The 24,128-nt window shown below is 44.9% G+C and carries 22 protein-coding genes; 8 read left to right on the forward strand and 14 right to left on the reverse strand.

The window, feature by feature from the left end:
• The first annotated feature begins 84 nt into the window (after positions 1-84).
• Complete coding sequence (locus BDT_RS05320; RefSeq protein WP_041577102.1) at positions 85-570, forward strand: hypothetical protein; 486 nt, start codon at positions 85-87, stop codon at positions 568-570.
• 12 nt (positions 571-582) lie between these two features.
• Positions 583-1,353, forward strand: coding sequence for a hypothetical protein (locus BDT_RS05325; protein ID WP_148278722.1), 771 nt, complete (start codon positions 583-585; stop codon positions 1,351-1,353).
• Between the two features lie 32 nt (positions 1,354-1,385).
• On the opposite strand, the gene BDT_RS05330 is transcribed toward BDT_RS05325, so the two are convergent.
• From BDT_RS05330 to BDT_RS05345, 4 genes are all read right to left on the reverse strand, one after another.
• Positions 1,386-2,252 (reverse strand): hypothetical protein, encoded by an 867-nt coding sequence (locus BDT_RS05330; RefSeq protein ID WP_015090238.1) that lies wholly within the window; start codon positions 2,250-2,252, stop codon positions 1,386-1,388.
• Positions 2,253-2,298: 46 nt separating this feature from the next.
• Positions 2,299-3,288, reverse strand: coding sequence for a PulJ/GspJ family protein (locus BDT_RS05335; protein WP_041577104.1), 990 nt, complete (start codon positions 3,286-3,288; stop codon positions 2,299-2,301).
• A 206-nt stretch (positions 3,289-3,494) separates the two neighbouring features.
• A complete protein-coding gene (locus BDT_RS05340; RefSeq protein ID WP_041577106.1) occupies positions 3,495-3,887 on the reverse strand; it encodes a hypothetical protein in 393 nt (130 codons plus the stop codon).
• Between the two features lie 31 nt (positions 3,888-3,918).
• Complete coding sequence (locus BDT_RS05345; protein ID WP_015090240.1) at positions 3,919-4,827, reverse strand: MBL fold metallo-hydrolase; 909 nt, start codon at positions 4,825-4,827, stop codon at positions 3,919-3,921.
• A 285-nt stretch (positions 4,828-5,112) separates the two neighbouring features.
• Between BDT_RS05345 and BDT_RS05350 the strand changes: the two genes are divergently transcribed.
• Positions 5,113-5,574, forward strand: a complete 462-nt coding sequence (locus BDT_RS05350; protein ID WP_041577110.1) for a hypothetical protein — start codon at positions 5,113-5,115, stop codon at positions 5,572-5,574.
• 40 nt (positions 5,575-5,614) lie between these two features.
• On the opposite strand, the gene BDT_RS05355 is transcribed toward BDT_RS05350, so the two are convergent.
• The 4 genes from BDT_RS05355 to BDT_RS05370 form a co-directional block, all read right to left on the reverse strand.
• A complete protein-coding gene (locus BDT_RS05355) occupies positions 5,615-6,106 on the reverse strand; it encodes a hypothetical protein (RefSeq protein ID WP_041577112.1) in 492 nt (163 codons plus the stop codon).
• A gap of 297 nt (positions 6,107-6,403) precedes the next feature.
• Positions 6,404-7,282, reverse strand: coding sequence for a glucose 1-dehydrogenase (locus BDT_RS05360; RefSeq protein WP_015090243.1), 879 nt, complete (start codon positions 7,280-7,282; stop codon positions 6,404-6,406).
• 225 nt (positions 7,283-7,507) lie between these two features.
• Positions 7,508-8,161, reverse strand: a complete 654-nt coding sequence (locus BDT_RS05365; RefSeq protein ID WP_041577114.1) for a trypsin-like serine peptidase — start codon at positions 8,159-8,161, stop codon at positions 7,508-7,510.
• Positions 8,162-8,531: 370 nt separating this feature from the next.
• On the reverse strand, positions 8,532-11,312 hold the full coding sequence (locus BDT_RS05370) for a hypothetical protein (protein WP_015090244.1): 2,781 nt from the start codon (positions 11,310-11,312) through the stop codon (positions 8,532-8,534).
• A 700-nt stretch (positions 11,313-12,012) separates the two neighbouring features.
• Here BDT_RS05370 and BDT_RS05375 point away from each other — a divergent pair.
• On the forward strand, positions 12,013-14,076 hold the full coding sequence (locus BDT_RS05375; protein WP_041577116.1) for a hypothetical protein: 2,064 nt from the start codon (positions 12,013-12,015) through the stop codon (positions 14,074-14,076).
• A 176-nt stretch (positions 14,077-14,252) separates the two neighbouring features.
• The gene (locus BDT_RS05380; RefSeq protein ID WP_015090246.1) at positions 14,253-15,152 is read left to right on the forward strand and encodes a formylglycine-generating enzyme family protein; all 900 of its coding nucleotides are present in this window, start codon (positions 14,253-14,255) and stop codon (positions 15,150-15,152) included.
• A 59-nt stretch (positions 15,153-15,211) separates the two neighbouring features.
• Here the strand turns inward: BDT_RS05380 and BDT_RS05385 are convergent, their stop codons facing one another.
• The 4 genes from BDT_RS05385 to BDT_RS05400 all read right to left on the reverse strand — a co-directional run bounded on the left by BDT_RS05385 (position 15,212) and on the right by BDT_RS05400 (position 18,057).
• Positions 15,212-15,538 carry a hypothetical protein gene (locus BDT_RS05385; RefSeq protein ID WP_041577118.1) on the reverse strand — a complete coding sequence of 109 codons (327 nt, stop codon included), beginning with the start codon at positions 15,536-15,538 and terminating at the stop codon, positions 15,212-15,214.
• A 90-nt stretch (positions 15,539-15,628) separates the two neighbouring features.
• Entirely contained in the window at positions 15,629-16,624 is a 996-nt protein-coding gene (locus BDT_RS05390; protein ID WP_015090248.1) for a hypothetical protein, read from the reverse strand.
• A gap of 1 nt (position 16,625) precedes the next feature.
• The gene (locus BDT_RS05395; protein WP_015090249.1) at positions 16,626-17,441 is read right to left on the reverse strand and encodes a hypothetical protein; all 816 of its coding nucleotides are present in this window, start codon (positions 17,439-17,441) and stop codon (positions 16,626-16,628) included.
• A gap of 226 nt (positions 17,442-17,667) precedes the next feature.
• Positions 17,668-18,057 carry a hypothetical protein gene (locus BDT_RS05400; RefSeq protein WP_041577120.1) on the reverse strand — a complete coding sequence of 130 codons (390 nt, stop codon included), beginning with the start codon at positions 18,055-18,057 and terminating at the stop codon, positions 17,668-17,670.
• 208 nt (positions 18,058-18,265) lie between these two features.
• Here BDT_RS05400 and BDT_RS05405 point away from each other — a divergent pair, with 208 nt between their 5' ends.
• On the forward strand, positions 18,266-19,003 hold the full coding sequence (locus BDT_RS05405; RefSeq protein ID WP_015090250.1) for an SDR family oxidoreductase: 738 nt from the start codon (positions 18,266-18,268) through the stop codon (positions 19,001-19,003).
• 8 nt (positions 19,004-19,011) lie between these two features.
• Here the strand turns inward: BDT_RS05405 and BDT_RS05410 are convergent, their stop codons facing one another.
• Together BDT_RS05410 and BDT_RS05415 are read right to left on the reverse strand one after the other, a co-directional pair.
• Positions 19,012-20,430: a hypothetical protein gene (locus BDT_RS05410; RefSeq protein WP_015090251.1), complete on the reverse strand. Its 1,419-nt coding sequence runs from the start codon at positions 20,428-20,430 to the stop codon at positions 19,012-19,014.
• Between the two features lie 16 nt (positions 20,431-20,446).
• Positions 20,447-21,532, reverse strand: coding sequence for a PulJ/GspJ family protein (locus BDT_RS05415; RefSeq protein ID WP_041577122.1), 1,086 nt, complete (start codon positions 21,530-21,532; stop codon positions 20,447-20,449).
• A 230-nt stretch (positions 21,533-21,762) separates the two neighbouring features.
• Here BDT_RS05415 and BDT_RS05420 point away from each other — a divergent pair, with 230 nt between their 5' ends.
• Together BDT_RS05420 and BDT_RS05425 are read left to right on the forward strand one after the other, a co-directional pair.
• Complete coding sequence (locus BDT_RS05420) at positions 21,763-22,146, forward strand: hypothetical protein (protein WP_041577125.1); 384 nt, start codon at positions 21,763-21,765, stop codon at positions 22,144-22,146.
• A gap of 59 nt (positions 22,147-22,205) precedes the next feature.
• A complete protein-coding gene (locus BDT_RS05425) occupies positions 22,206-24,038 on the forward strand; it encodes a hypothetical protein (RefSeq protein ID WP_015090253.1) in 1,833 nt (610 codons plus the stop codon).
• Positions 24,039-24,128: the final 90 nt, after the last annotated feature.

The following is a 24,128-nucleotide window of genomic DNA, read 5'->3' on the forward strand; positions in this document are numbered from 1 at the left end:
TGTTTTAAATGGGCTGGCATATTTAGTGCTGTGGGTTTAGATGCATTGGCATTTAAACACTCTCAATATTGTTCTGGAGAAGTTATGAAAAAAACTATACTAGCGTTTTTGATTCCTGTTGTCGCGGGAAGTCTGGCCCACGCGAATTTCGATCTGGCAAATTCGGGTAAGGTTTTTGCCGTTTGCAATAAGGTCATTGATTCGAATGTAAATGGTACGGCTAAAGACACACTGCTTGAGGCTGGAGAAGTTCTAATTGTGGAGTATGACAACTACTATACTGTAGAATACGACTATACGAATCTTAAGTTTTCGCGACACGGTTCGATCCAGGCACTGGCGTCCGGTTGCAGAAAAAGGGATATCGGTCTTAAGTTTGATACATACAGTCCATGTCAAGAAAATGAAAGGACTTTGAAAATGCAGCAGTCCTTCGTTGGAGGTGATTCCCCAAGAATTCTTGCATTATTCAATAAGGAAACTGACCAACTTCGCGTAACGCTGCAGTCCCAGCCGCTTCTTTTCTATAAGACGATGAGTGACGTGGTTTTGCAGTGCTCACGTCTGTAAATGGAGAAAATAGTGAAAAAGACTTCTGCTCTATTTCTATTCTTCCGATGGGCGATTTGTGCAATGTTTGTCGCCGGATGCAACCCTCAATCAAACGAGGACATGGATAAAAAACTTGCCGAGAACATTAAACAATATGAACAAGACATGGAAGAACTTACAAGTCCTATATATCAAGGCGGCCAACCGGGAAAAATCACGGTCAGTGGAGTCATCGTTAAAAAAAATGGCGATAAAATGCTTTTAGACGAAAGAATTAAGCTTGAGCAGGCCGGCGGCAAGGGAAACCGAGGTGTTTCGCAAACGCTGGTGTCGGATAAGAACAAAGCGGTTCTTTCAGAGACTTCAGAGGTTAAAGGTCTCTCGTCAGTAAGTGAATCAAAAAGCTATATTAATTTAGGATGTGAAAGTCTGACAGCAGAAGAAACGGAAGGCCTTCAGGAAGATTCAGATAAGGCATTGATCGAATCGGTTCTCATACTTTCAGCGAAAAAGATTTTTGTGTGTGGAACTCCGCAAATTTCTCAGTCGTTTGTGTCATTGTTGGCGGATAAAATTGTCCTGAAAAATGCGTCACTTAAAATGAAAGCTATGGTCGGAATTTTGACTGTATCCACATCAAAGATTGAGCTGCTTGGAGAAAACTCCATTGAAACAATTGGCGTAGACTCAACAATAAACGTGTGGGACGCCCCGTCGTTGGACCTGCTGGTTGCTGATAAAGTTTCAGGCGAAGGCACTTTGAAAATTTCTTCCATCGGTGGGAATTGCGTTCAGAAATAATAGAAATGAAATGAAACTAGCTCCTTGCGGAGCTAGTAGGTTGCGTAGATGCGGATCCTGTTGAATACTGTATTATTTGTCGGATCGTGAGCGTGGCAGTAGATTTGCTTTCCTGCTGGGAATTGAAACCTCGAAAAGCCAGTGACTGTCTCGCTGCCTTGAGGCGGGCCGCCGCCGTAACTGTTGACTGAAAAGCCTACCTTATCACTGCTTGGGGTTCCTCCGCTCCCCCATATTCCGCAAGTAATGTGTAGTTCGAAGCCCCAAATGCCGGATGAACCGTGGGTGCCGCTGGCATGGACCATAAATGGGGAGCCATCGGTGGTAAAGTAGACCGATGCAGTCTGGTCGTTATATTGTTCCTTATAGTCAAGCACAGACGGTGGCTTGGCATCTCCCATACACGATTGGATTTTTGATGAGGACGGTATATTGATATCAGCTTCAATGGTGGTTGATATCGATAAAGGCTTTAATGCGCGAACTAACTTTGAATTGTCAAAGTCGACTATCCAGCGGCCTGTAAAGCTTGTTGCGGATTGAGTTTCAATGGCGAGGCTGATGTTAGATACCGTCAAGGAATTGGATATGGCAGAGGCTGACTGTCCAACTTGAATGGCTGCTGGTGATCCGGTCAGGGCACGAACAGGAAGGCTATTAAAAGTAAGCACCTGCGGTTTTCCTGGTTGAATCAGAGTATAGTTAAACGTTTTACCTTGTGTTACAAATTTGCAGATAGATCCATTGGCCAAAGTAGCCGTTAAGTACTTCTGTAAATCCATCGCAGCCAAAGATTCTTGCAACGCTTTGACTTCCTTGTACTGATTATTTAGCAAGTTAGCCATAGTGAGGGCAAGAACCGCCGTCAACCCTAGGGACATCATTACTTGTATAAGCATAAGGCTATCCTTTTCAAATTTGCTCGAACACCTGAAGGGTTGTAATTTATAGATTGCAAGTGATGGTGCCTTCGACGGACAAGGCTGTGCCTTGGTTGCAGCCGGGGCTGGTGCACTTTACATCATTGCCTACTATGTTGCATTTTGCCGGCGAGCCTGTTTGCGCACTACTTGTCGCCGATTGTGCCATGTTGTGATAGCATTTTCCGTATCTGAGGCTGTAAGAGCTTACGCCATTAGCACACGTAAAAGTCTTGCTTCCGCTGCTGTGGCCGGGAAGTGCCTGGACTGTATAAGTACTTGGCGAAGGTGCTGCTGACGAACTAGCCGCGGCCTGAGTAGGGGCTTTCAGGTCGCAAGAGTCTGTTGTGGCATCATAGACTCCGACTTGGCCATTGACTTTGAACTGTGTACAAATGGTCTTAGCAACAAGTTGATAATTGACGGCATCATTTCCGGAGCAAGATTCGATGATGCCACTAGAATTCACTTTTATCCAAAGTTTCATATTGTGTTTCTTTTCCCACTTCTTTCCAGCTACTGTAAAATCGGTAAAAAACTGGGCATCTGCGGCTTGCCAGCCAGGTGTCGTACGATCATATTTAAATTCGAAATTGCCGGTAGAGATATTCCCTATACGCCCGTATTCGGCCGTTTTATATCTACAAGCAGCGTAGGGTTTCGTGGATGGGGGACACCCTTGAATGGTTTTGCTTGAGTCTGCCAGGTATTCAGAAATCGGGCCACCTGTCGTCCCAATAAGGCCTACAGGTTGTTGAGCTATACTTCCCGTGTTGTAGCTGTCCAGAGCAAATGAACCGCCCGCTGATCTGATAATAGTGGCATTGCAGTTCGCCTGATCCGCAAAATGTCGGATAATAAAGTTTTTAACTTCAAGCTGTTCAGCTCTGCGCTCTGCAAGGACTTGGGCCTTATTCATATTGTCAGAAAGAGTCATAGCGATGACTCCGACAATTGCTGACATACCTAAGGCAACCAACACTTGGACTAATGCGATACCTCGATTGTTCAACATATATCCCCCTGGATATATGCAATCGGTATGATCTGGACCAACCGATAGACCGACACGCACGACAGGGAGTTTATTTTAAAGTGTCCAAGCATTTTTTGTCGATTTTTGAGATGGCATGAGCTCTTTCGGAGCTCATGCCAGGGAATGTTTCTATGATAAGTAATTCGGTCAGAGTTGTTGCTACTCTACATCCTTTTTAAAGAAGATTAAAGCAGTCGTCTGTTGGCAACTACGGATAGAGATGCCTCATCGCCATTATTTGTAGTGAAAGTAATCTGTGCCGGCACATTCTCTTTTGCTAGCACTTGGAGTTTAACCTTGTTAACTCGTTTGCCATTTTTGTCAACTACACCGACGACAAATTTCATCAAAATGCCTTTATTGTTTTGAATAGAACCTTCAGATACAAGTGCTTCAATAAAACCTTCTTCTGTATCCGTCTCTTGAGCAATAGTGGTGGTCTCGCCGGCCTTAACAATTGCTTGGGTATGCGAGATAAGTTTTCCGTTTAAGGATAAATCCATCTTCAGATCATATCCTTTGTTAGAAGCAAAAGCGGAACTACTGATAAAAGCCAAAACGATAGGAAACAATTTCATAGAAGTTCCTCCTTTAATTTTTAGTGCTTTGTTATTGATATTGTCTTTGCGAATGTAAAATCTTTTCCACTAGACTATAGGTGCCGCCTTCGATCAAGTAGGGCAGCTCGTGTTCTGGAAAGTGCAGCTGAAATTTTGTAGCAAGGTCTTTGTACATTTCTTCAGAGTTAGGTCCGAGAAATTCCTTTGCGTTGAATCCAAGTTTTCTTATTTCGCTTTGAATAATCTCAAGACTTTTTCGAAGATAGTTGGTTTGTTCTTCGACGGCGTCCTTAAGGTTGGTATTGCGGCCTCTTCCTCCATAGGCAATTGTGGAAAGTGGATAGCGTTGCGAGATGTCGTTAAGTATTGTTATCCAGCTTTCGATATCCGGGTCAAAGTGGCCTGCTTTGAGGCCGCCTTCAAGCCAGCAATGAGCCTTGTGGTGGATTATATCACCTGTAATGAGGGAATTGAGTGATGGAATGTGTGCGACCGTATGACATGCTGCTGCCGCGGGCCGGTTAATAGAGCGTAGATAGACTTCTTCATTTCCTGACAATGTTAGAAGATAAGAGTCCGAAAACTCCAAATTCGGGATGGGAGGCTTTGGGTAGGCTTTCTTACGAAACAAGGTCGTTGTATTCTTAAAATAGAATTCTTTGTGCGAGTGAATTTCTGGAAAATGTTTTGTTGTCGAAACAGAACATAGAATTTTTGCCCCGGCCTCTTGGAAGATGCTTGAACCATTGAATTTGTCGGGTGTTGGTTGCGTAATGACAAGCCAGGTAATAGGTTTGTCCGTAAACTGACGTAAATAGGTTAGGGCTCGGCGTGCTATGTCTGGTGAAAGTTGCGCATCAAAAGCAACGACTTCGTTTGAGGCCTCAAAGAAGTAAGTAACTGTGTCCATACCTTCTGTCCCTGAGCGATAAGATATTATGCGATTTGAATTTTTCATGTCAGTCCCTTCTGCGCTGTCCGTTTAATTCTTGTGCAAGCCTGTGCTTTTGTCAGGTTTCCGAATTCGATTCGCTTTGATTCCAAGCGATTATTGTTTCTGAGTAATCCTATCTAGACGGAGCAGGAAACATTCAGGCTGGGTGGGGAGGTGCTGGACCTTAGTGATGGCAAAGTGTTTCCAGTGTTCGGGCGCTTTGTTGTCGGAAACACGAAACATATGATTCGGCCGCAGCTACGTTACAAATGTGTAAAACTTTGATCCAATAAGTGTGTCGAGGTGAGAATGACCACGCTTGAAAAGTTGATACATTTTGAGGCAACGAATGAAACGAGATGCCTGTTCGTGGGACTGTCGTGGATGGTATTTTTTCCGTTGTCTTTGTTTGTAAGCTTCTTTTCTCAAAGCCTTTTCCTTACGGACAACTCAGAGTCGGCAGGATTCTTTTACTTGTTCTTTGGGCTTCTATCGACGTATCTGGTGGTACTATCTTTGTTTTGGCTTCTGGTGAATGACAGGGATGTAGCGTGTGCAGGATATAGGTCTTTTATATTGAATGTTATTGGATGTGTACCTGTTTACGCTTTTTTGCGATTAGCTTTGCCGATGTCGATCGATCTGTGGGGAAACTATATTTTGCTGCTTCCGTTTGCTTTGAGCCTTTGTAGGGTTCTTCATATGTTTGCTAGACTTGTAAGCGTGATAAGCCACAAGCAAGAAGCATTGCAAGCGGCACGTCAGGCGTAAGCTCTGACTATAAGTCAGAGCGGTTCAATACCTTAAAGGACTACTTCAGGAACTGTTGGCAGTGTTCACCCGCAGTTGAGTAAAGTGCTCCGGAACTAAAAAGTGTCTTTCCATTCTTTAGTTGGATTAAGAAGCCACGTTTTTTAGTCCAAGATGTTTCACCCATATAGAACTTTTGTACTTCCTCGGGGTCAATGTTCAGATATATAGCCTCTGAGCTATCGAGCTCTTGCAAGTTGACGAGCTTTCCAGAATCACGATTGTTGAGTCTTGTTAGTTTAATTCGTTCAACTTTCGTAAGTTCGCGATAGGATTGTTCTGTCGGATCTCCAATAATCCCGATATAACGATCATAGGAAATATATCCCTTTTCAAGATCGATTTTAAGGTCAACTTTAGCCCAAACTCGTGAGGGGCCGTCTTTTGAAGCTACAGAGGTCGACTGATCTCCGCAAACGGTTATAGATTCAGCTGCAAATCCGGATGCTGACGACAATAATAGCAAAAGGGTTAAAGCGCCGCTTTTAATCATAAGGTACTCCTATTCAAGTCCATAAAACATTCCAGACAAAACAGATATGCTATATGTGTTCCAGCTCGGCTGCTGTTTATCTTCTTAGGGCATCGAGATTTTTGAATAGTAGACAAACATCGCAGGCAATGTCCGGCATGTCTTGGGCTTGCAAGGCTTGAAAACTCAGAATTGAAGTAAATACCCTGGGGGAGGGCAGATTCGTTTTTTTAGTAGGAGCTTTTACCAGTCATGTTCTGTCTACTAAGTTGTCAGGTAGAGGATGAAGCCCGGCAAGTTCGCCGGGCTTTGTATTCGTTATTGAGTCACCCAGCCGCCATCCACAGATAGTGCATGGCCAGTGACAAACGCAGATTCATTAGAGCATAGCCACATGACGGCGGATCCGATTTCTTCGGGTTCACCAAAGCGGCCGATGGGTTCGTTTCTTAAGAAAAGCTCAAAAGGAATTATTTGTCCTTTTTGCGTGCGAATTCTTTCGAACATCGGTGTTTTAATGACGCCAGGACAGATGGCATTGACTCGGATTCCAGCAGTTGCAAATTCGAGTGCTGCGGCTTTAGTGGCGCCAATGATACCATGTTTCGCAGCAACATACCCAGGATTGCCGGGCATACCTACAAGGCCCACCGCAGATGAACAGTTCACAATGCTTCCGCCTCCGCTTTTCAGCATCAGAGGAATTTCATACTTCATGCAGACCCAAACACCAAACAAATGTACGTCAATAAGGCGTTTGAAGTTTTCTTCGGTGCACACATCCGTAGACCCCTCGTCGCCTTCGATACCAGCGTTGTTATAGGCATAGTCAAGGCGACCAAAATCTTGCCATATTTGTTCGAAGGCTTTTTTTACGACGTCCCCTTTGGAAACATCACATTCATAAAAGATGGCTTTTCCGCCTTTGGATTCGATGAGCCTAACGGTTTCAAGACCATTTTCTTTGTGTTCATCTATAATGGCTACTTTTGCTCCAGACTGAGCAAAGGCCAGACACGAAGCTCGTCCCATTCCCGAAGCACCACCTGTAACTACGGCTACCTTGCCGTTGAAATCATAAGCCTTCCCAGTATTCACAGTTTCCTCCAGTGGATGCGGATTATATTTTAACCTTTGGCGATAGTATCCAAATGTCGCATAGGCCAGGGAAGGGCTTTTTTTAAATTTAAACAACATGCTGTGTCTATTGACAAGGGTTGAGTCGGTCTTGGCCGCAAAAGAGCTAGAAGGCCTTTATTGTGCACCTGATTTCTTGACAGTGATGGACGACCCTTTAGCTTTGGCATTAAACGCCACGCGTGTCGATGATTCAAAGCAGTCATAAAGAAAACGCACTGACTATTTTTCAGTGCGTTTTCGGTCACAACATGACAAGTAGATGAGTGGTTTGAGTATCGAAAATCACTTGCTCAATTCTGAATTTATATTCTGCAATAGTAAATCAGTTAAAATTGTTGCTCTATTCCCAGAAAAGAAATTAGATCCAGAGTGAATTCCGATAATCTTATAACCGCCGGATTGATCAACCGAAATGATGGGAGCGCCACTAACGCCAACTTCAGTTGAGCAAAAGTGTGTTATTAATAGGGGATCAGCATCTCGTTTCGCTGAGCATTGGGAAAAATGTAAATCTAAATTCGGACTTGAAACAGGGTACCCATAAACAGATATCGTTTTTAAATCGCTTTCGGAAGGTACAGATAAAGTTGGGTATTCATTGATATTCGAAGCGGATTTTGCCGGAGAAATTTTAACCAGCGAAACATCAACACCTTCGAACTCGATTATATCATCTATGTCATAATCAAACTGCGTTTCCTTCGTATTTCCAATTCTAAATATATACTGAATATTCTTTGTATCGTTCAAATCTTGAGTGCAGTGTTTCGCCGTTACAGCGAATTTGGCGTTAATGAGTGTGACCGTGCAGACTTCAACCTTTTCAGGGCGTTTAGTATCTCGCCATTTTAAAATTCCAATATTACTTACAGGAAATACCTTCGCGACCTCTTGATCCACCTTTTGTAAAACACTACCGTCGATCTTTTTTTGCATACGAAGTTTGAAATGCGGCAATAGCTAACAAAATACCAACAAACTGAAATTTAAAGCACATAGAGTCTCCTAATCTTGAATACTAATGGGTTGATCTTCAGAAATGCATGGGAGATGCCATGTTGTATGTAAGTTTTATTAGTTTTAAGAAAAAAGAATGACTATATTCTAGACAAAATTGAATTGAAAAATCAGCAACTTAGTTATCGTCGTCAACTTATTAAAACAAAGTGACCATTTAGGTAATAGTTCAGATCCAAAGGACGACCGTAAACGCGCATGGATCTAGTCCAGGCTGCTCTAAAGCAGGCAGACTTAATGGGATAGTTTGCATGCAGCCGGACACGGCAGACATACGCATACATACATACTACTCACCATCTGTCTGTTCAGGCATTTGCATTCTAATCTGATTCATTTTTTCCTGAGTTGTATTGATGATTTTTTGGTTTTCGATATCCATCTGCTTCAGATTTTGAATCTTTTCCCAGCTAACAGCATTCGCGATGCTTCCGTACATCGCCATTTCCGATGCTAAAGATCGAAGATGGCTAAGTACGGTAACAGCAATATCCCGTTGAGCTTCATTCAGTATCTGCCCTTTGTTTGCTGATTTTTCACCAACACCCAGGTGGTCCGCTGCGACAGTAAGTTGCTCTTGAATGGCCGTAAGTTGTTCTTCCAATTGGTAGTTTTCGATGGAAGAAGTGACCACATCGCGATTTGCAATTTTCTTGGTTTTGATTTCTCTTAATAGTTTAACAAGCTCCACAAATTGGCGATCAACCTCGATTAATACGGGGTGCGTGATGGGAATCTTGTTAGCAGGCTGGTCGAATTGGACATGGAAGCGATAGTTTCGATCGATCAAGGAATTCAGAATGGATAAATAGGTTCTTTCTTCCTGAAAAGCAGCTTCGATGACCCCATTTGCGATGGGCCCTCGATTGAAACTGCTGCGTTCGGTGCTAAAAAGACGGCCGACTAGTTTTGCAATGATCTCGTCATAAGATTTTGAATACTCAGAAAAGACATTGCGTATCTGTGCTTCGGTATGTTTTTTCCACCAAGTCGGAAATGCGGAAAGAGCGGAATCGCCCACAACGCTATTTCGAGTCTCTGCAACTAGATATTGAACGAAACCTTGATATGTACCGCCAGACTTCGAGTCGATGGACCAGTTGTAAATACGATCGACGGGGGCTGTGGCTTTCAAACTGTTTTCGCAAACTTCAAAATTATCTTCGAAATTGGCAATACGAGGTGGCAGAAAGACAGACGGGAAACCGGCATTTTGGCCGGCAACTTTCGGTGTCTTAATTGCGCTTGCGCCAGTCTCTAATTCAGGCCCGCAAATCATCTGCATGATTAGGTAGTCAGAGATATTCGGTGTATGGAATATCCCCACCTCCCTATAGAACGAAGTCTTTTTTAATGAGTCAGAAAGCGTTGGTGACTTCTCAAAGGAAGCTCCGAAAGCACGCCCACCACCCAATAAAGGCTCAGGGTTACCCAAAAGGCTTCGCAGGTCCTTTAAGATTTTTAGATAGTTTGGCGATGCGACATATACATTTCTTTGTGCCTCATCGAGGGCTCTATTTAGCTCGACAAGCCCCCTGCCGACTGTTCTTTTGTCGCCGTTTCGAAGGTTGTCCAATACTGTACTTATAGTTTGATATTCTTGTGGATATAGCAACTTAGCGTTCGCTGACAAAAGAATTCCATCGCCCTTAAAGACCGCTTCAGATATTGTGTCCATTTGCATGTTTTCGATCATTCGTGGATGTGTTAGATACAGGTCTTCGTGGCCCGTCTCCAGGCCTAGTGGGGTCACTCCATTGAATGGCATATCCATGCGCAGAAGCTGGTTTTGAGATTGGTTGAAACGGGCATTTCGCACTTCGTTTATGAAAGCATTATAGAATGAATAGCTACTATTGAACATGCTGGTCATTTGCAAAAGTGCCTCAGACCAGTTTTGGTGTGCCTCATAGACGTCTGCCAAATTTACCATCCTCCAAGCAGTCATTTTCTGCTGGAACAGATTGATTTCTTTGACAGCGTCTTTATTCTGCAAATGTTGGGTGCCGTTTTTAGCCTGGGCCACCTCTTTATTCAAACGAACGTTAATATCTACAAACTCAGCGCCGTCAAAAAAATTCTTCCAAGCAAAGGTGACATGACGATTAAGCCACAGGTCAAGTGCCGTGAATGCCGTCAGCTGCAGTCCTTTTCCCAAGATCAGCTTAACGCCTTTGATTTGCATGGTTCCAGGAGTCAGCCAAAGGGCAATGTCCACTCCGGTCAAGCGCAAGACTGACTTTGCTATCGCAGCCTGCCCAAGGGCTGCGACCCCAGAGGAAAGAAGCATGGAAGCAAGGCCGGGTGCAAATTCCCAGATCTTTTTCTGCAGGACTAAATATTCATATGCCTTGGTGCAGGGGTCGTCGTTTTCATTTAGCGTTGCAATGGATTTTTTTTGCAGGCCCAGCATCTGTTTGCCGCAGGCAATGACATTGGGGTCCGCGAGCATGGACGAAAGGTAAGTCTGCATAAAGGCACCGACACTCATCCCTAAATAAGGGATAAAGTGGTGCATAGCCGGATTCTTCACATACATCGAAAGGACATTAGAAGTAAGTCCTTGGGAATACATAAATACAAAGAACCCAAAAGTTCCCATTGGCGAAAGCTGGTGGTCGATGTGTTGCTGCATGGCTATCGGATTTTGTGAATAGTTTCCTATAAGTTGACCGGCAACAACAGCGCCCATAGCTATAAAAAACATAGCGGATTCTGTGGGAAGATTTCGTACTGTGTTCGAGAACGTCGATCGGGCAGTGGTCTTTATTCGAGACATTTCCTCGCGCATCATCTTATTTAGATTAGTCGGTGTAAATCTGCGAAGATCGGCGGTATTCCCAAAGGGGGCGTCGAAAGAAAGCCTATTGGTCGCTTTATCGAAGATTTCGATTTTTTGCGCTTCGTTATTTACGGATACTCGATATCCAAGTGGTTCCAGGACCTTGCGATACTGGGTGGCTTGTGAAATTGCGCCGCCTGAATATGACGTGAAACCTTTCGCCGATGGTGCAAATGAAAGATTCACAAGCGCCACAATGGACAAAATCTTTTCAATGTATCCAGGCATGTCGGCTCCGAGGCTGAATGGTTTATCAAGAACATTTGCAAGTGAGAGGCCACTCAGTACTCAACCAGGAGCTTATGGCAGGTTGCATAGAGCCGGACACGAGGGACATGAGGATACATGACCAGCCCTTTGACAGATGTCGTGTTGGTCCGGTGTTCTTTTAAAGAGTTAGTGATTTTTCGAAGAAGTTCTAGTGACTCAAGAAGCGCCTAAGTATGAATTCTAATTGTGAAATCCTGGGATCTGCCGAAAAGTAGAGTGTATAGGGGGAGTGTTTATGAAATCATCCAGAATATTTCGATTGAGATGCCGACAAGCTACGAGCGTGGTAGCTTTATTTTTCATAAGTACCTTTTTTCAGAATTGTAAGCCGGCGTCCTTTGAGGTCCGATCAGACCTTATGGGTTCCCGAATTGATGCTTCTTTAGGGGATGTTCCCACTCTAGTACCGCCGGGTAGTAATGGCGGTGGCAGTGCTGCGCCGGCCGCGTGTATAAACGCGAGTACGGGTTTGTCAGCAAATGTTGGTGCGTCTATTTCTGTTTATACCAGAGCAAGCGCATCTAACGCCCAGGATTGTACTGAAGCACGGATTCAAAGTAAGTGTGTAAGTAAAGATACCTTCGCCCCAGTTATTCCATCCGTTGTCTATGCGTCGTGTATAGTCAATGCGTCCCCGGGCGGATCTGAGGGGTCGGTTTTGAGTCTTGAGAAGCTGGTGACAAGCTTTACCGTAGAATCCACAGTGAATCGTCAGAATGCGCCATTTACCATTGGACAGTCATTTGCCCCGGGAGATGTCCCAATGGGAAAAGATATTGTTACTGATAGCAGTGATGTAAAATTTCAGGCGGTAATTCAGAATAGATGGCCAGATGGCAGTGCGAAGTTTGCAATTGTATCAGGTTTGGTTGGTAATCTTTCTGCTGGGGTCGCAAAAAAGATCGATGTATATAGTGGCAGCCAGTCGGCAGGGGTTCCATTAGAAGAATCCTATTTAAAGTCTCTAAGTCCAGCGGTTCATGTATCCTTTACTGCGGGCAGCGGGGATAAGCTTGACGTCAGTCTTGCGCCATTGATCGGTGTTGAAAGCAAATACGACAGTTCCTTGGGGATGCATTTGCCAGGTCGGGTCTATGAATTTATCAAAGGGCCGATCATGTCGTCCTTTGTGTATTCTAGTGCATTCGGATCAGATGCTTCACTGCGGGCCTGGTTCGAAGTACGGGTATTCAGAAGTGGAGAAGTAGAAATTTTCCCGTGGAGTGAAAATGGCTATCTTCTTAAGAACGGTGCCGCGGAAAAAAATGGGACGTTTGAAGTCCTAGTAGATGGACGAACAGTCTTTTCGGAATCTATTCTTTTGCCTCACCACGGAGCGACGCCTCTTTTAAAGGGTAAAACGCAGTCCTACTTCCGCAGCGGAGTGGGATCACTTATCATCAAGCACGACGTCGCATATATTCAAAAGTCTCGGGCCGTTCCAACCTATTATACAGAAAGCGGAATGAACGCGACTCTGGTCGGAAACCTTGTTCAGGATTATACCCCTCTTGGGGTGCACAATCTTTCGCCAAGTATGGGGACGGCGGGCTATCATCCATCGATTGGGTTGATATCTGAATGGGATGTGTCTTATCTGTTCACGAAGGCAGATCCAAAATCCTTCAATGCCATTGTCGTGAATGCGATGGCTAACGGACGATATCCGATCTACTATCGGGATGAAAAAACGAATTTGCCGTTGAAATTCTCGGCATTCCCGAATTTGTGCTTTAACTCTGCCAATACAAATGGCGGAGGCGGTCTTAGTAGCGTCGGGCAGATAACCAGCACAGGCACAGGCGCTGCACCTCAAAAATTCGGAACTTCGCACCACCATTCAATAGGATTCATGGCTTATCTTTTAACAGGCCGATACTTCTTTATGGAAGTGACTCAGCACGCGGCGGTTGGATTCTATCTTCGTCAGGGCGATGTTGGGCGCAAATTTAGTAAGGGTATCATCGAAGGCTCTGCGGGGGCAAATACCACGCGCGGGGCGGCCTGGGTGTTGCGAACTTTGGCGCAAGCAATCTATGTTACCCCAGATAGTCATCCGTTAAAGTCTGAGTTTAGAAAGTCTTTGGATGAGAACATTCTTTACTATCATAAGATGTACGTGGAAGGCAGTAATAATCCTTACGGTTTCACCAAGCCGTACTCGGACTATACCCCATCGGGCGACAACAAGTGGCTGTCGGCAATTTGGATGGATGACTTCCAAACAGGCGTGTTTGGTTACATTTATGATCTGCAGCTTTATGATCCAGGTATAAATATCAAGATGAAGGAGTTCTTTGACTGGAAGTCCCGAGCGATTGTTAACAGGTTGGGGCCAAGTGACGACGGCGCATCTTATGACTTCAGATTTGCGGCGGCATACACAGTTGCCATGAGTCCCGTCGATTCAGCTAGCGTGGTAGAGGCAACGAACCCTTGGATTGTCAATGGTCCTTGGTTTTCGAACTGGAACCTGATTATGCATGAGTCTGTTCCAGTAGCAGATTTAAATGCAGGCAAACCAAATATGTTGTTTGGTGCCTATTTCCCAGGAACTACCTCTTACTGGGGTAATCTGCAGCCAGCAATCTCCTATTCGGTTATGCACAAGGCGCCAGGGGCAGCGGCAGCCTTTGGGCGATTGACCGGTGCGACCAACTGGCCTGATTTTGTGAAAAACTGTAAGGACGGCCCTGTATGGTGTATTAAACCGCGAGAATAGTCTTCGGGGGGGCTATTTATTACAGGTAGTAGTTCTCTGGTTTCTATTGGCACATAAACTTTTGTGGAAACAGTTCTTTTGAAGATATGGTCCAGATTTTTACTCAACCACCTCCTGTTTTTAAGCTCGCATTCGATAACATTCTTATGGGTACTTAATTTATTAGGAGGTGATAAATGGGTTCAGTTAAAGTAGCCGGCGGAATTCTGGCAGCTTTGAGTTTGGCGGGATGTGCGCAGTTTGGAAAGTCCGAAGGAAATAAACACGAGAATCGGCAAGTGGCATCTATAAGAGATAGTGATTTGTTTGATAGCACGGGCTTTCTAAATGTTCAGGGCGTGCAGTTTAAAATGGGTAGTCCGAATAATGGGCCAATTAGGATGAACGACGAAATTCTTCACCCGGTTTGGATTACAAAAGACTTTGATATTCAGACTACCGAGATTACGCAAAAGCAGTGGGTTTCTATCATGAAATATAATCCTTCGAAGACTAGAAAGAAGGAAAACTGTCCGGCCGACTTTGTCGAGGACCAGAACATTACCATGTGTCCTCAAAATCCTGTAGATAATGTATCGTGGCGTGATGTTCAGGAATTCATCAGCGAGTTGAATAAGATCAGTGACCGATATGCTTATAGGCTGCCGACAGAAGCCGAATGGGAACTGGCGGCTCGTGGTGGAACAGAGGCGGAGTATTCATTTGGAGCCGATAAAAATCTATTGTCCCACTATGGTTGGTTCAAAGACAATGCGGCGAAACAAAGCCAGGTCGTAGGGCGGAAAATGCCGAATCCAATCGGTCTGTATGACATGCATGGGAATGTATGGGAGTGGGTAGAGGACTCTTATTCAGTCTACTATGGTCCGATATCGCTTAAAGACGCACTCTTTATGCGGGTTTCAGATAAACCTGTTAAGGATCCTGTAGTTGTCCATAACGGAGACCTTAAAGTAATCCGTGGAGGTAGCTGGAATTATCCAGAGGTCTATCTTCGGTCCGCATCCAGACAATCCTATGAAAAGGACTCTGGCAGAAAAGATATCGGATTCAGACTAGTGCGAACTGCTCGTTAGTAAGAAGTAGGCTGGGGCAAGATAGCCCCAGCAATTGTATAGGGAAGATCCTTTTTCTGCTATTCGCAATGTGCTGTGTATAGTTTTAGAGAACCATTTTTTTGAGTGATTGCAACGGCGTATTTGCCGTCTTTTTCGATCAAGTTCGTTCTTCCGTCAGAACTTAGTTTAAGTGGCGTTGTCAAAGCTTCCCCTAATGTTGAATAAGTAACGTCTCCATTGGTAGCTACCAGCAGTGTATTTAGGCCAAGACCTTCGTTAAGATCAGCCAAAACTTTAAGAGAGAGGTTCAGATCTGGCGCCTCGCATTTCAAAATTGTCGTGGCATCATAAGCTTGAACTTGAATTGTCGCCATAGCGATAACACAGGCAGCAAATTTTTTCATAGGGAACTCCTTAGCGTAATTTTTTTCAAATCATTTATCTTGTGGGAAAACTTCCTCTTTTTGAAAACTATCGATGCGGCTGATATATTCTTACTTCTGCAAGTTCAAAGATTCTTCTATTCGATTGCGTATGATTGATTTTTCGCTATCTGTCGGAGCCTCGCCCCATTTATTCTGAAATTCAACCAAGGCCTGCTCGAAGGCCAATTGTGCTTGTTCTTTCTTAAGTTCCGAAATGTTCTTTTCAATAAATTCACGTTTACTTTTGAGATCACTAATCAAGGCATCGACTTCGCTATTGATGGATTGCTGGTAGGTCTCATAGCTTTCCTGGGCCATCACGATAAAGTATACCGCCATGATGATAGGCTGATACAGGCGGCGAAAGGTGTTGTAGGCTTCAATATGGGTTTGATGCTTTAGGGCGATACGAACTGCTTCTTTGTGGACACTGAAGCCGTCGCGTAGGACTTTAAATTGAAGCTCAGGCGAAATTGTTTTATCAAAAATTTTAGGCAGAAAAAATGGAGCTTGGCCGGACGTAGCTCCAATGATGCCGCTTACAAGACTTACGATTTCGGCGGGCTTGGAGTACATTAAAGTCCACATTTTATCTGTAATTTTACTAAGCTTTGAAACCTGGGCCGGGTCGTGTTCGTTTTTCCATGTTTTGACTAGGCCATCGCGAAGAATTTGCTCTTTCAAAAGCGTCACCGCAGAGCTTTCAAGACGCTGCTCTTTGTTTTTTAAGATCCAATTATCGGCGACTTCTCTTTTTCCAAATAGAACAGTGCTTAGCTCCAAGGAATAACGTTCGACGGCCTCAGGGGAGGCTCCACTCTGTAAAATGGAAGTGTTTAAGATTCTGCGAAGAACTCGTTTTTGGTTCCATGAAAGAGTTTTAGAAAAATCATCTAAGGTCTTCCCGCGAAGCAAAAAACGAGATGTTTCCTGATTAAGACCTACGACAACATCGGAAACGGTGGTAGCAAAGACATTGCGACATTGCAACGACGAAGCCTTTGCAGTCAGGGGACTGCAAAGGCTGACGATTAGAAAAAGGGATAAGACTTTCTTAAGGAACATCTTAATTTAAAGCTTCCGCAGCTTGGCGCAGCGAGCTTCTCGTGTGAGTAATTTCTTGAAGAACTAGTTCTGCTTGAGAATCAGATATCCCCTGGACAACGCGGGCAATATTACCTGCGCTCATCATCACAACACCAATGTTCACCAATGGAGAGTTGCTCTTTAGTGACAGTCCATAGACTGTCATCGCGGCGCCCATAGCTTGTGAAAGGTGCGAGGCAACGAGGCCTCTTGCGGTTGTTGTCTCATCTTTTTGATAGGCGGCTAGAGAACCTTTTAGGTCGTCGAGAGACTGGAAAAGCTCATTTGCAAGGCCTACTGAGATTTTGTCCGGGGAGTTGTTCAGCTCAGTTCTAATTTGTTCTTGGGTTTGTTCAATCTGCTTTTCGAGATCAGTCGTAGAAGCAACGGCACCTCGTTTTTGAATTGAACCGATGCCTCCGGAGCCCGCTGCAACTACAGAGACTGCCGAGGCGCTGAGGACTGCGAACAATGCGATAATGCCAGAGCCACCTTCACCGTGACGACTTTTTGAGGCGTAAGACAGAGCCGTTAGGCCTAGGCCTATAGTGGCTCCCGCAACGGCGGCAGCATTTGCAACACGGCCTTTGTTGTCGCGTTCAGAGATGGACTTAGCAATTTGATCCAAAGATTGGTCCAAACTCAACAGGTCTGATTGGATTTGCGCCATATTCATTTTTGCCTGGGCCACGGCCTGGCTACCGATGCCAGCTGTGCGGTCAGTGGCTTGGGCGAAGGCGATGCTTTGGGCAGAAATTGCTGTAGCGACGGTTAATGCAATAGCTCTCTTTTTCATATGATTTCCTTTTTTGGCGGAATTTAAATTATAGGTACATAGGAAATCACAAGTTGCACAGCTAGTGCCAAAGTGTAGATTGCTTAGAACTGTTGGCGCTGTAAACGTTCTGTGCAGACATGGTGGACATCAGGCTTAGGTTCGCGATTCTGGAAAGGAAAGGGCCACACTGTGTGGAGCGGCCCTCTATTTAGAACTAAGAATTATAGAGCTACGGGAGTTGCAATTAGCCAGCGAAGCCAGCAAAGAATTCTTTTTTAACCCAGCCGCTCTTGCAAGGGCCTTGGTATTCTTGTTTTTTCGAAACGGAGCTGCTGACGCCGCAGTCTTGGCCCTTCTTGCCGAATACAATACCGACATATTCGCCGTCACGGCTTACAGAGCAGGCGTGTGCGGTTGTATTAATATCAACCTTGCCAAACGACAACTGGCCAGCTTTCAATGAAATCAGTGTCGTGGTAGCCAGAACAATTCCTTGGCCGCCACAGGCGTCTTCACCTTCTTCGCCGCCAATTGTGACATTGCTTTCTATTGATGCTGGTTTTCTCGTAAATTCTTTTGCTTGCGCAACACAGAAACCGAGAATTAGGGATGTCGCGACTAAGTACTTAACCATTTAAGCCTCCATTTGCTAATGGTTAAAATAAGTATTTCAAAGTAAACAAAGTTAATGAAGTGTAATTTTGTAGATAGCCAGGATGCGTGTCCGTCGTGTCTGGCGAGGCGCATGAGTATAAACAGTTAATTATTGGTAATGATGCTGGCACGCCTTGCAATCTATATTAGGTTTGAGAAATATATCTGTCTATCAACAAGGGGGATAGATGAGCAAGGGGACATATCGCTTTTCTGGCAAGGTCGCCGTCGTGGCTGGAGGTTCTTCCGGTACCGGGCGTGCGACTGCAATTGCTTTTGCGCAATCCGGGGCTCACGTGGTTATTTTGGATCGGGACGCCGTTGGTGGTGCCCGAACGTTGGAAATGATAAGAAGGATTGACGGACTTGCCGATTTTATTAGCTGTGATGTTGCAGATTTTGCGATGGTGAAAACGGCATTTTCTCAGATTGAAATGGCCTTTGGGCGTCTCGACTATGCCTTTAACAATACCTTGATAGACGGGGTGTGGAGCAGCCCTACATCGTGTGCTACAGAAGCTTTTAAGGATATAATTAACACCAACTTATATGGGGTGTTACACTGTATGAAGTCTGAAATCCCTCTGATGTTGAAAAATGGTGGCGGTGCCATCGTAAACTGTGTTTCAGCTATGGGCCCGGTGGGCGCCGTAGGAATGCCGGCATACGTAGCGAGCAAGCACGCTGTTATGGGACTTACTAAAGCAGTGGCAGCAGAGTTTTCTGGTAAAGGTATTCGGGCGAATTGCATCTGTCCGGGTTCTATTGATGCGCCAATGTTAGAAAGTCTTTTGACTGCACCTCCTGTCAATCGTATTGAGCGGATGGAGGAGATCGCAGAATGTGTCCTGTGGTTGTGCTCAGATAGTGCATCGTTCGTTTCTGGGCATATCATGGCCGATGATGGCGGCGTCGTCGCACTTTAACCCCGCAGTTATTGGGTGCCTTTTTCTGCAGAGCTAATAGAGTTAGCTTCATGTTCTGGAGTTAGGACCGACTTTTTTTGCAATTCATCGCATTTTCCTATGATGTAGGGCAGCTGCTCTTTGACTACTGTCATTTGACTTGCGGCTGCACATCCCAATTCGTATTTTAGGTTTCCGAAGTAGGAGTCTCCCTTCTCCATCTTCAAGTCAGGATATCTGCATTGGCCTTGTTGATAGGCTCGCATATAATTATACAAAGGATTGGTCTGCGTTCCATCTATCTCAAGAGAGTTCGCAAAGCTCACCTGCGGATAGCTTGTATCTATGTATCCAGGCGTCCCTGTATTGGAATAGAAGCTGGCGGTGAACTTCCTATTTGAATTCAGACTATCAAGAGGCCCAGGGAAAAATGCACCTTTTATTTCAATATAGTTCTTGGGTCCTTTGCTAATTTTAGGTTCGTATGTTTTTCCATTCACCTTCATTTTCAGCTGGATGTCGGTTTCGGAGCAGCTGACTACTTCGACCTTGGCATCTTTTCCAACTGCGGACTGTTTTTTTTGCTTTTGAATCTGCGACAATAAAAGTTTGCATAGCGATGGGTTGGATTTCATAAGTTCGGATCGTTCACTAATACTTAGCTCCATCAAGTCGTTTATCGAATCGCCGGGGATTTCTAGTTTGCATTCTGAAAGCGAGGCGGTACGAATGTACCTTTGCAATGACAGCAGGGATTCGCTCGAGGCAGGGTTTAGACAAGTTTTAATTGCAGCTATCTTCGCACTTTCTTGGGCCGCTAGGGTGCCTCCTAGCGCAAGGGCGCCAGCACGAACAGAGTTCTGGGCTAGGTGTTTGACCTTAATCCTTCCTGAGAAGGACTCTATATTCTCAAGTGACGCACGATATTTCTGTGTATGCAATTCGTAGGTTCTTTTCTTTTCTGCAAGCTCCTGGGATAGCGAAGATTTTGTCCGACCTTGATCACTATAGCTTCTTAGGTGGGCACTTTCGTATTCTAAGTAGGCCTTTTCCTTATTCATAAAGGCGGCCTTTCGTTCTTTCTGTAGGTTTAGATACGTTTCGATATCTTTTGCCGAAATTCCAAGATTTTGCAGTTGAGCTATCAGCAGTCGGGGGTTCTTCTGATTTTTTACCAAGCCAGTTAATTTTGTTGTATCACGCGGGGGCTTCAATCCAGAGGCCGCCAAGCTTCCAGTGAAGATTCCAGTACCTATTATGACCTGATCGGATAAACCACAGCGGATCCAAGACTGCGAACTTTGGCAGTCGGCACGAACACTTGCCTCCCAAAGCACATCAGCATTGGCGCAGCCTGCGGGGGCAGGGGGCTCTGCGCCAATGCTATGTGGGGGAACAAATATAATGAATGTGAATGAAAAAGCTTTTGCTTGAACGAGCAGGTTCATAAATTTTATTTCTCTTTTAAGGATTGGGAGTCTTCAAGTCGCACAGGGCAAGGCGAATTCCCCCACCGTAGTTGGTTTTATATGCTGGGGGTTCTAACGCTACAGACTTTTCTGCAGCGGCATATGATTGGTTTAAGGCAGATAGTTTGGCTGTAGTTAGATCTCCGTAAAAGAAGGAAAGATTAAGGCCAATGGCTTGTTGTGAAACACGAAGATGGATGTACCTCGAGCCCATCATTGTCGAGTCAGCAAGTCCACCTCCATAGGTCTGGGGGCCGAAGATACTGCCTCCTACATTCCAGACAGCTGCTAGACTGTTGCTGCTGTTAAATGTCCGGCTTAAAACACATGTGCAAGTGTTTATAGTCTTACTTCCACACCCGTCAAAACCATGTTGCGTGATGCTGAAACCTATTAGCTTTAGATCGGGGGCTTTCAAGCCCAAGGCGATGACTTGCGGGTCTTCTTCGATATTTATCGTGCAAGTGTTTTCTGAATTGTTACCCGCATGGCAAAAGATCGGGATATTGACGATACCTTCTTGCATGGTGCCTACCGCAGTCGGCATACAGTTCAATATTTTTGCAGCAGAGGGACTGCTTATATCGGCCAGGATTGTTGTGGAAATTGAAAGAGGCTTTAGAGGGCGTACGGTTTTGGTTTCGTCAAACTCGACAAGCCACTGTCCGCTCCAGTTTGAGTCGTGTCCTGAATCGATCTGAAGGCGGATGTTCTTCACGAATAAAGTGTTCGAATATCCAGAAGCTTGCTTGCCGACTTCAGCTGTCGTGGTTGTCCCAGCCGTGTTCGTGTAAAGCTTGGAAACAGTCATGTTCTGTGGATTGATTTTTGAGGCAATAGTGCTATTGAAGGTCTGAGGATTTGGGTTGTTCAAGACGTATTTGCAAACCGATCCATCCGCCAAAGTAGATATTAGAAGCTTTTGAAGGTCCGCGGCGGCGAGCTGCTCGTTGAGGGCACGAGCCTCTTTGGATTGATGACTAAGAACGCTAGCAACCGTTGCGGCCAGAAGGGCCGTTAGGCCTATCGAGACCAAGACTTGGATCAAAGAATTTCCGCGACTATTTAAGAAGTGTTTCATTTTGTATCCTCTCATTTCGTGCGGTAACGATTGACGTCATTTAGATCGACATCAGGGGCAAAAGACTAAATGAGGATTCCTGTAATCTTCCATGAATGGAACGGGTTGAAAGTAGATATTGTTTTGGCGGGTAGGCAGTGCAGATCGAGAAACAGATTTTTGCTCCACTGGGGTTCACAAAACGTGTCTATGGGCCGTGAATCGTCATACGATATTTGTATGAGGTAGAAATGACTCAAAGCAAAGCAGTATTTGTGACACGTAAAGGAGATCAACTGCACTTCGATGCTGGTGGGGTTTCTATCAACGGGGTTTGGTATTCTGGGGCGAGGATACAGATAGTTACTTTGAAAAGACGGTATACAAAAGGACTCGTTCCCATTTTGATTAAGATCTATGATACGAATGGGCAGCTGATTTTTAGAAGAACTCCGTTTGGCTTCATAGGTGACGAATTTCAAAGTGCAATTGATGTAGCTCGTCTGTTGGGGTTGCCGATGCATGTGGAACTGTTTAAAGGTTATCGGTACGTCCCAGCCCTGCTGGGTGCTCTTCTCCTATGTGCATGTCTGGCATGTCTGACCTTTCTTTGTGCAAATTTTTTTCATAGGTAAAATATGAGAATACTTTTTTAATGGCACACAAATAGCATTGATGATGCTGTGAGGTGCTTATGAAAAAGTCAGAAATACTGTTAGCTTTGGCATTCGTCACTATGACCCCTTTCGCTATGGCGCAGGAGGAGTCGTCATATGAAGAGCGAATGGATAAAGAATATGATGAAAGGTATGCCCGCACCCAAGAGACAAGGAATGTTGTTTCTGAAGAAAGAGTTCAAAATTTTGATGCCTACTTCTATTACAGCACAAAAGCAAATGGGCAGAATTTGGATATATCTGCTTATAGCATTCCGGATAAATTTGGCAGCCAAAAAGAACAATATGCTCAAGCGCTAAATCTATTTCAGGCAGCTTTGGGTATGGATAGTGCGAGGTATTCTAAGGCGACTTCTTATGCCGAAAGCTTACAGCTATTAAAGCGCGAATCATTGGTCCTGAGCCGTGACCAGAAGCTGTTGTTTTTGTCCCTTTCGGGGTCATATATGTCCCAATTCTATTCAGAATCAGTAAAGAATAGAGGTGGCCCGGAAGAGCTCTTTAGTAATGCTCTTGAAAGTGGTACCCAAGGCGGAATATGTGGCGATATCCACCAGTTCTTAGCCGGTCAAGCGCAAGCACTGGGCTTCAAGGACATTGGTATGCATACTGGATTGTGGCAGAAAGATAAAGCTGGCAAGGATTCCGGCGGCCATTTTGTCTATCATTTCAAAGACCCGGCAACGGGCCTTTATTACATCCAAAATTATTCTCAGATCATTGCGACAGGCCAGAAGACGCAGCAAGGAATGCTGGAGGTAAGCAGTCGAATTCTCGGACCTTTGAGCGGAGTCGTTTATTCACAGGGAGTCAGTGGCAACTATCACTACTATTTACCGAAAACGGCGGCCTGGATCAAAAATGGACTGAGCGCCTTGGCATATAAGGATGTCAAGGGGTCAGTATTGAGGATGCAAGTGGGACCTCAAGAAAAGTCCGTACAAATTCAAACGGTAGCAGAACTTCAAGGTTCATATGTCCGAGCTTTTGCTTTACATCAGCAATTTAATGCAAACGAAGGCAATTACAGATTCTCTGCTGTCGGCGTATCTGGCCAGGTCGGAGGGAACTTTGTTGTCAAATCCGTTGTTGATGAAGTCGGACTGTTCATCAATGGCTATGGTGGCATCGGTCAGGTGGGATCACCGGCTTTGGATTCTATCGCAAATTGGGATGAGAAAAGAAGAACGGTTCTATTTCATCAATTAAAGTTTAAAGGAACCGCGCGCATTAATAATACGACCGGACGAGTTGAGCTTGAGCGCACAAATCTTGATACCAGTCTGATCGGCATGAAAAGAGGAAGCCGTGCAGATATAGTTGCAAAGTTTGGGATCGAACAAGTTTTAACTTCGGGGTTTACAGTTGACTATGAAAGAACTGTACGACGAGTCAAGGATGGTTACGGATCTACTCAGACCAAATGGGCTACAGAGGCAGATAAGGTCTCTGTCGTATTCGATAAACAGGCTGGAAAAGTATATCTAGTTGTTCGCGGCGAGCTTTTCCTATTCGAGGGCGTAGAAAACATGTCTGCGACGGCCGTCAAAAATTCCATTGAAGCCAGCGTTCCAGTGGGTCATCTAGGTCAAGTATATGTGAAATACGATTTGGCCAAGATGGTTAAGAATCAGTCTAACGACCCATTTTATGATCTTCCCGCGTCGCAGGAGTTTCGTTTAGGAATTAAGAGGGACTTCGCAAAACTGGTCCAATCTGGTGTCGAAGTCAGCTATGCGAAAGGATACAGAGCGTACCCTTTGCATGAAGATGCCTTTACTCCAGAATTGCAAAGTGAAAACGTCAAGGGCAGGTGGCAAGGAAATATTTGGGTCAGCCTGCGTTGGTAGTAGAAGAGTTCGGGAGCGGTCGAGCACGCTCCCGGGCTTGAATTGGATTCCACGCCCTAGCCTTGGGCAAATTCTATAAGGATGTTCGTG

The sequence above is a fragment of the Bdellovibrio bacteriovorus str. Tiberius genome, assembly GCF_000317895.1.
Taxonomy (GTDB): domain Bacteria; phylum Bdellovibrionota; class Bdellovibrionia; order Bdellovibrionales; family Bdellovibrionaceae; genus Bdellovibrio; species Bdellovibrio bacteriovorus_F.